Source organism: Tannerella sp. (genome assembly GCF_052170195.1).
Lineage (GTDB): Bacteria > Bacteroidota > Bacteroidia > Bacteroidales > Tannerellaceae > Tannerella.
In genome coordinates this window covers 1-7,703 of record NZ_JBQNAZ010000071.1, presented here as the reverse complement: position 1 = coordinate 7,703, position 7,703 = coordinate 1, and the positions used below count along the sequence as shown (strand labels likewise).

Below are 7,703 nucleotides of genomic sequence, written 5' to 3'. Positions count from 1 at the left end.
GATAGCTGTTTCCTGTTCCCGGGTCACCATTGATATAAAAGCCATCGGTGGTTTGTGGCACAAAGAACTCCGTTCCCAATGCTGCTTTTCCTTTCAAGGTAAAGATATCTTTTGTATATAAGGCATCGAAGACGTAATACACAATAAGTTTCTCCGTTGATTCGATATGGATACCACCCGGTACCACGTTTCCGGCATTGATCATCATGTTTTCCACATTCGCTGTGGAGAAAGTCCGGTCAATGATGCGACGTGCTGCTTCTCCCGGATTGATATTGATCGTTTCCGTATATCCCGTTTTGTAATAGGTAATCTTAACCGTTGCCTGGTTACTCTTCGAAGTATTTGTAAAAACAAATCCTCCATTGTTCTCAGTCCTAATCCCGGATTGTGGTGCTACAAACCAGAATTCGGTATCTTGTGCCCGGAGAGCAGTTATGGCGTATAAGCACATAAGTAGAATTAGAAGTTTCTTTTTCTTCATTTTTTTAATCGTTAAATATGTGTAAAAGTGTGTCAAAATCAACAGTCAAACTGCTTGATGATTTTATTTATCGTGATGCAAAGGTAGAAATTTTATCATTGTTGTCCAATAAAAAGTTATTCTCAAAACAAAGGGGGCTCTTTTGTCGGACAGTCAACATCAACCTCTTATCCATCCTCTCTCTCGGAGGAACAAAAGTGTCATATATATATATCTTCAGTAGAGATATTTTGCCTTATTTTGAGAGTCCTATGAATAAGAATAACTACTATTGTTTATCCGACAGCAATAAAAATGAAATGGCGATATCACAATAAAACATGGAGATCATGGTGGAAATATTTTGATCAATTCACATATAGAAAAGGTGTTTGATGAAAATAAAGACTATCTTTGTCCCATCCCGATAAGCGAACGTTTGTTAAATCCGAATTTAACACAAAACCCCGGTTGGAAGGATGGACTGTGATGAATGATAACAGTGTATTGATTTGATTTTCAAAATATATTAAAAATGAAACAGATGCATATTTTACAAAGTGTCTTTTGCCTTTTCTTGTTGGCATCTTTTACTTATTCTTATTCGGCTGATAAACGGATACAGTATAATGCAGGTGTTGAGAAGGTAAAAATTTTAAGTTATAACATCCGAAATGCAAGGGGAACAGATGATGTTACAGACTATGATCGAGTCGCGGGGGTGATCAATCGAGTTGCGCCTAACTGTGTTGCAGTGCAGGAGTTAGACAGTGCAACCATACGGAGTAATGGGGACATTGTCTTAGATGAAATAGCCCGAAGAACGAAAATGTATGCCGTGTTTAATGCTTCGATTGAATACGATGGAGGAAAATACGGTATCGGCATTCTCACAAAAGAGAAACCAATAAAGAAAGAAGCGATTCCTTTACCGGGAAGAGAAGAGAAACGCAGCATGTTACTTGTAGAAACGGATGATTATGTGATTTGCTGTACCCATTGGTCGCTAACCCGTGAAGACAGAATGGCCTCCGTAGAGTTAATCAATGAATTAGCTGCTAAATACACGGATAAACCTGTTTTTCTGGCAGGTGACCTGAATGCAGCACCGAATGACCGGGAGATACAAGAATTAAAATTAACCTGGGAGGTTCTTAACAATGAGAAGGAGTATACCTGTCCCTCTGTACATCCCACGAAATGTATCGATTATATTTTAATTAAGAAGGATTTTTCATATCCATATCAAGTTTTAAAGTCAAAAGTAGAAGTCGAGCCCCTTGCTTCTGATCATTCACCGGTATGGGTTGAGATAGGTTTTCATAAATAGGATGGATCGAAAGTTGGGATAAGGTGATAGGGCTGAAAAAGGAGTGATCCGTCCTTGTCGGATGAATTGGAATTTCTTTATTTTATCGTACCTTTGTCAGGTACTTCATAGATAGGGGAGGAAGTTACACATGTTTTTTGTTTTTACATGAGTAATTATTCCTCTCCTTCTCTGTAAGAATAAAACATGACGATGACCTCATTAAAAAAGAACAGGACATGGAAGGAACAAGGTTAAATAAAATCGGGAGGTTGCTTCAAAAAGAGTTAGGCGACCTGTTTCAGAAGCAGACGAAAGGTATGCCGGGCACCCTCGTTTCGGTGAGTGCGGTACGGGTGAGTGCGGATTTGAGCGTGGCTAAGGTCTTTTTGAGCATTTTCCCTTCGGAGAAGAGTTCGATGCTGATGGAAGCCATCGAGGCGAATAAGAAGACGATCCGTTACGATCTCGGTCAGCGGGTGCGTCTGCAACTGCGGAGGATTCCGGAGTTGATTTTCTTCCTTGACGATTCGCTCGATTATGTGGAGAACATCGACCATCTCTTAAAAAAATAATTATCCGTTGAATTTTCCGTTTTTTATCGCCCGCCGTTATTTGTTTGCGAAGAAATCGCATAATGCCATCAATATCATCTCGATGATTTCGGTGTGCAGTGTGGCCGTCGCTACTGTTGCGCTCGTATGTGTGCTGTCGGTCTACAACGGTTTTAACGATTTAGTTGCGTCGATGTTCGGCAATTTCGATCCGGAGTTGAAGATTACACCGGCCGTCGGTAAGGTGTTCGATCCCGACAGCCCGGCGGTGCGTCAAGTCAGGGAGTTGAAAGAGGTGGCGATGTGCACCGGGGTATTGCAGGACCATGTACTGGTACGTTACCACGACCGTCAGCAGGTTGCCGTGGCGAAAGGAGTAGACGACGCGTTTCATCACATGGTATCGATTGATACGGTGTTAGTCGACGGACGTTTCGTTTTGCAGGAAGGCGAGACATCGTACGGGGTGATGGGGATTGGTCTGGCTTCTTCGTTAGGTGTTAATGCAGCGTTTACGTCGCCGATGGAGATTTACGCTCCCAAGCGTGACGAGCGGGTGAACATGGCCAATCCGGCTACCTCGTTTCAGATCGAATATGCGTTTATCGGGGGTGTTTTTTGCCTTAATCAGCCTTCGTACGACGAGAATTACCTGATTCTCCCTATCGGACTGATGCGTTCGATGCTTCGCTACGAGAAGGAAGTATCGGCGTTAGAACTCAAACTTTCGTCGCAGGCCGATACGAAAGCCGTGCAGCAGGAGATTCGCACGATACTCGGCGATGGGTTCAGGGTGCAGAATCGCTATGAACAACAGGAAGCATCGTTTAAGATGATGCAGGTGGAGAAATGGATGACGTTCCTGATTCTGGCGTTTATCTTGACGATTGCATTATTCAACGTCGTCAGCTCGTTGTCGATGCTGATGATCGAGAAAGAAGGCGATGTGTGGATGCTGCGCAGCATGGGGGCGGACGACAGTCTGATACGCCGTATTTTTTTGACCGAGGGCTGTATGATCCCGGTGCTGGGGGCGTTGGTCGGTATCGTGATCGGCGTAGCCCTCTGTCTGATTCAACAATATTACGGCGTCATCAAGTTAGGTAGCGCGGGGGCTTTTGTCAGTGATAATTACCCGGTGCGTATTGCTCCGTGGGATATTCTGGCCATCTTCGTTACGGTTTTTGCGATAGGTGGCTTGTCGTCGTGGTATCCGGTGCGTTATCTCGGTCGCAAATGGCTGAAGAAAGGCGTGATGACCGCACTTGTTGCGCCGCTTTTCCTGCTTACGGCTTGCGGGGGAGGGCACGGGACGTCGCACGGACAGCGCCTGACGGTGACGATGGAGCCGCAGCGTTATTTCGTCGAACGCATTGCCGGCAAGCACTGGAATGTGCATACGGTTGTGCCGGCCGGTCAAAGTCCGGAGACGTATGAACCGACGCCGCGCGAGATGATGGCTGTGGCCGAGAGTCAAGCGTATCTGCGCATCGGGCGTATCGGTTTCGAGATGGCATGGATGTCGACGATTCGGGAGAACAATCCGCATCTGCGCGTTTTCGATTTGTCCGAGGGTGTTACGTGGATAGAAGGACAATGCACGCATCATCATCACGATCACGGAGCGATGGATCCGCATATCTGGAATGCTACGCGCACGGCACAGATCATTGCCCGTAATACGTTGGACGCTTTATGTGCGATCGATCCGGCGCATGCTTCGGACTACGAAACGAATTTCCGCGCGCTGACGGCCGAGATCGATTCGACCGGACGTGTCCTGCACGCCATGCTCGACACGTTGTCGCACCGTACATTCGTTATCTACCATCCGACGCTGACTTATTTTGCCGACGAGTACGGGTTGACGCAGCTCTCGATCGAGGCAGACGGCAAAGAACCGTCGGCCGCTTCGATGAGGGCGCTTGTCGACGAGGCGCGTGAAGCCGGTGTACGGGTTGTCTTCGTGCAGCAGGAGTTTGACCGTAAACATGCCGAATCACTGGCTGCCGAGATCGGAGCACGTATCGTAACGATCCATCCGCTGTCGGCCGATTGGAAGACGGAGATGCTTCGTATCGCGGAATCGCTCACAACCCCTTAACGGATACCTATACCTATGAACAAGCTACTTACCCTCGAACATATTACGGCTGCTTACGATACGAAGGTTGTCTTGCGCGATGTCGGGCTGACGGTATGGGAAAACGATTTCTTGGGAATCATCGGTCCGAACGGAGGAGGGAAAACGACGCTGCTCAAAGTCATCCTGCGACTGCTGAAACCGGTAGCAGGAACCGTTGCGTTCTATCGCGACGAGCAGCCCGTTGCGTCGTTGAATATCGGCTATCTTCCGCAGATCAATAAAATCGATAAACGTTTCCCGATCTCGGTACGTGAAGTGATTGCTTCGGGATTGATGGCGCAGACGAAAGGTGTTCGTCGCTTCTCGACACCGCAGCGGCAACGTGTAGCTGAAGTGATCACGCAGATGGGGTTAGAGGCTTTGAGCAGACGAGCCATCGGCGAGCTGTCCGGTGGTGAGTTACAACGCGTGATGCTGGGACGCGCCATCGTTTCGCGGCCGCAGATGCTTATTCTCGACGAACCGAATACATACGTCGATCAGAAATTCGAGTCGAAGCTGTACGACTTGTTGCGCGAGATCAATCAAGACACGGCCGTAGTCCTCGTCTCGCACGATGTAGGCACGGTGCTCTCGCTGGTAAAAAACGTAGCTTGCGTAAACGAATCGCTGCATTATCATCCCGGAGCCGATGTCTCGGAAGAGTGGATGGATGAAGTGTACCGTTGTCCGATCGAGTTGGTAGGGCATGGCGAATTGCCGCACCGTATTCTGAAAAGGCACGACTGAACTATCAATTCTAATAAATTTCCCTTTTCCCTTTCATTCAGAGTACTTTCGGCTCACTGGGGAAATTATGTGTTTATAAAAATGAAAAGAATTATCTTTGGGAAAAATACTTTGTAATGTGCACCTACGAACAACTTCAAGCCCTAGCCCGCGTCATCCTTCCTGAAGAGATCATTGAAAATTTTGATATTGTTGACATAGAAGAAAAAGCGGGAGTCGTACATATCCTTTTGGATGAACAGGCTATCCCCCCTGAGGGTTATTCCATGGAAAGATTATCCTCCAACGGATTCTTCCCCTCGTCCCGCGTCTATGATTTTCCGATCCGTGACCGTAAGGTTGTCCTTCACCTCCGTCGTCGTCGATGGGTTGAAAAAGCTACGGGAAAAAGTTATTCCCGGTCATGGAAACTGACAGCCGAAGGGACGCGTTACACAGTGGGGTTCGCGGCTTTTTTAAAAGAAGAGTTTGGATACGACCCCAACACCGACAAACAGTCTTGAACGCTACTACCATATTGACGGGGATCAACTTGAACGTCATTACAAGGAGCATCTGAGTCATTATCGGCAATGGGAACAGAGGGAACATGCCGATAAATGGCTCCTGTTTCCCGAGAATATGGGGACACACCTGAGTATTGACGAAACATCCTTTTCCAATGGGGAACTTTATACTATTTTGACCAACAAGGCGACCAAAGGACGTAAAGGCTCCATCATAGCCATTGTGGAGGGTGCCGACTCCGAAGAAGTAATAAAGGTGTTGGACAAACTTCCTGATTCCAAGCTTGATGCGGTGGAAGAAGTAACTCTTGATATGTCAGAGTCAATGCGGAAAATTATCCGACACTGTTTCCCAAAAGCATCGCGGGTCATCGACCGTTTTCATGTTCAGCGGCTTGCTTTAGATGCTTTGCAGGAAATGCGTATTTCACATCGCTGGGATGCCATAAATGAGGAAACCGATGCCAAAGAAAGCGCAAAGCTTGAGGGTGGGAAATACATTGGCGTTGTCTTTGAAAACGGAGATACACGCAAGCAGTTGCTTGCCCGGAGCCGGTACCTGTTGTTCAAATCTTCCGAAAAATGGTCGGAATCTCAAAAAATGCGTGCAAAAATACTTTTTCGTGAATATCCGGATCTTAAACAGGGGTATTCCCTGACCCATTCCCTAAGAATGATTTATAACAAAAACAGCATAAAAGCAGGCGCCAGGCTCTCGTTGGCTAAATGGTACAATAAAGTTACCGATAGTGAGTTCAAGTCTTTCAACACCATTGCTGCAACCGTGTATGAACATCACGAAGAGATACTCAACTTTTTTATTAACAGAAGCACAAATGCTTCAGCAGAATCTTTCAATGCAAAAATCAAGGCTTTTAGAGCGTCTTTAAGAGAGGGGGGTAGATATTAATTTCTTTCTCTTTAGATTGACTAATATTTATGCGTGAACACATGTTTTTGCAGGTGAGCCATTACAAGCAGGTATTGAAAATGAGGGGAGCTATGCCTACGGGCGATTCAGTAATCGCGTTAATGGGGGCTGTGGCCATGGAAAAAGAGAGCGGTACGTATTTCTATCCGGTCTCGGTATTCAGGGAGGTGGAAGAATTAAAAAGAAAGGAATGAAAATTACACACTTTTTAGGACAATACCTCATTTTTGAGTGATTCTCTTTTCCGGATTACTTTTCATGGCTGTCGGATAACAGATAAAAAGCGGATATCATCCCGACATCCGCTTTTTCTTGGTCTAGAATCTTAAAATTCCAATACTATGAAAAAAACTTTATTCAAGCATGCCAAAAAAACGACATGTTTTTCTTTTTACCGTATCACGACCTTCTGTTTGGTTTGTCCGTCGATGCTAACGATGTATACGCCCTGTGCTAACGGAATAGAAGTTTGTCCTTCGGCAATCCGAGCCCGATGAACCAACTGTCCGGTGAGCGAATAGATCTGTACGTCCGTTGCTTTTGTCGTACGAATCTGAAGCGTACCCTCTTCCGCACGGATAGCGTAGCCGTGATCGATCGATATGTTCGAGACGGGACTCACACCGGAAAGTTGAATGTTCAACGGCTCGGTCACTTTCGGGAAGACGAGCGTTACCGTTCCGTCTTCGTTGTGAGTGATGCGGATACCGCCTTGCTCATCGCGTATCTTCGAGTCCGTCTTCACCTGAATGTATTTCAAACTGTAACCTTCAACCGGGGTGAGCGTCATCGTAAAGTCTTTCTGACTTTCGATATAATGAATACCTGCACCCGGGACTGTCGTTACGTTCGGATACGTACCGATCACGATTTCGTGTACGATATCGGGGAATATAGTATTCGGATGATATTCGTATGCTCCCATATCTACGATATCGCCATAGATTCTGGCCAGACTGCCCAGATCGAGTCTGAGGGCTTCGGCATACGATGCCTTGGTGGGGCTGAGTAGCACGGTCGAGGTACGGTTGCGAAGGCCTGAAAGCACGAACGGGTTGTAGCCTG

8 protein-coding genes and 3 pseudogenes are annotated in these 7,703 nt (G+C 46.5%); 9 read left to right on the top strand and 2 right to left on the bottom strand.

Going from position 1 to position 7,703, the window contains the following annotated elements:
• Positions 1 to 484 (bottom strand): annotated as a pseudogene (locus ACTTKA_RS11775) (hypothetical protein); the annotation flags it as partial.
• Between the two features lie 367 nt (positions 485 to 851).
• On the opposite strand from ACTTKA_RS11775, the gene ACTTKA_RS11770 reads away from it, so the two are divergent.
• The 9 genes and pseudogenes from ACTTKA_RS11770 (at position 852) to ACTTKA_RS11730 (ending at position 6,832) form a co-directional block, all read left to right on the top strand.
• Positions 852 to 953 carry a RagB/SusD family nutrient uptake outer membrane protein gene (locus ACTTKA_RS11770; RefSeq protein WP_442725176.1) on the top strand — a complete coding sequence of 34 codons (102 nt, stop codon included), beginning with the start codon at positions 852 to 854 and terminating at the stop codon, positions 951 to 953.
• Between the two features lie 45 nt (positions 954 to 998).
• Positions 999 to 1,793 (top strand): endonuclease/exonuclease/phosphatase family protein, encoded by a 795-nt coding sequence (locus ACTTKA_RS11765; protein ID WP_442725175.1) that lies wholly within the window; start codon positions 999 to 1,001, stop codon positions 1,791 to 1,793.
• Positions 1,794 to 2,011: 218 nt separating this feature from the next.
• Positions 2,012 to 2,347, top strand: coding sequence for a 30S ribosome-binding factor RbfA (rbfA, locus tag ACTTKA_RS11760; protein ID WP_442725174.1), 336 nt, complete (start codon positions 2,012 to 2,014; stop codon positions 2,345 to 2,347).
• Between the two features lie 7 nt (positions 2,348 to 2,354).
• Positions 2,355 to 3,575, top strand: a pseudogene (locus ACTTKA_RS11755) (FtsX-like permease family protein); the annotation flags it as partial.
• 6 nt (positions 3,576 to 3,581) lie between these two features.
• Positions 3,582 to 4,430 (top strand): metal ABC transporter solute-binding protein, Zn/Mn family, encoded by an 849-nt coding sequence (locus tag ACTTKA_RS11750; RefSeq protein WP_442725177.1) that lies wholly within the window; start codon positions 3,582 to 3,584, stop codon positions 4,428 to 4,430.
• Positions 4,431 to 4,445: 15 nt separating this feature from the next.
• Positions 4,446 to 5,201, top strand: coding sequence for a metal ABC transporter ATP-binding protein (locus tag ACTTKA_RS11745; protein ID WP_442725173.1), 756 nt, complete (start codon positions 4,446 to 4,448; stop codon positions 5,199 to 5,201).
• A gap of 116 nt (positions 5,202 to 5,317) precedes the next feature.
• On the top strand, positions 5,318 to 5,704 hold the full coding sequence (locus tag ACTTKA_RS11740; protein WP_442725172.1) for an ISAon1 family transposase N-terminal region protein: 387 nt from the start codon (positions 5,318 to 5,320) through the stop codon (positions 5,702 to 5,704).
• Positions 5,670 to 6,654, top strand: a pseudogene (locus ACTTKA_RS11735) (ISAon1 family transposase). The gene ACTTKA_RS11740 and the pseudogene ACTTKA_RS11735 overlap by 35 nt, the downstream one beginning before the upstream one ends.
• The gene (locus ACTTKA_RS11730) at positions 6,647 to 6,832 is read left to right on the top strand and encodes a hypothetical protein (protein ID WP_442725171.1); all 186 of its coding nucleotides are present in this window, start codon (positions 6,647 to 6,649) and stop codon (positions 6,830 to 6,832) included. Before ACTTKA_RS11735 ends, ACTTKA_RS11730 begins: the two are co-directional and overlap by 8 nt.
• Before the next feature lie 197 nt (positions 6,833 to 7,029).
• Here the strand turns inward: ACTTKA_RS11730 and ACTTKA_RS11725 are convergent.
• Positions 7,030 to 7,703, bottom strand: a 674-nt coding sequence (locus tag ACTTKA_RS11725; protein WP_442725170.1) for a T9SS type A sorting domain-containing protein, incomplete at its 5' end; no start/stop codon positions are given.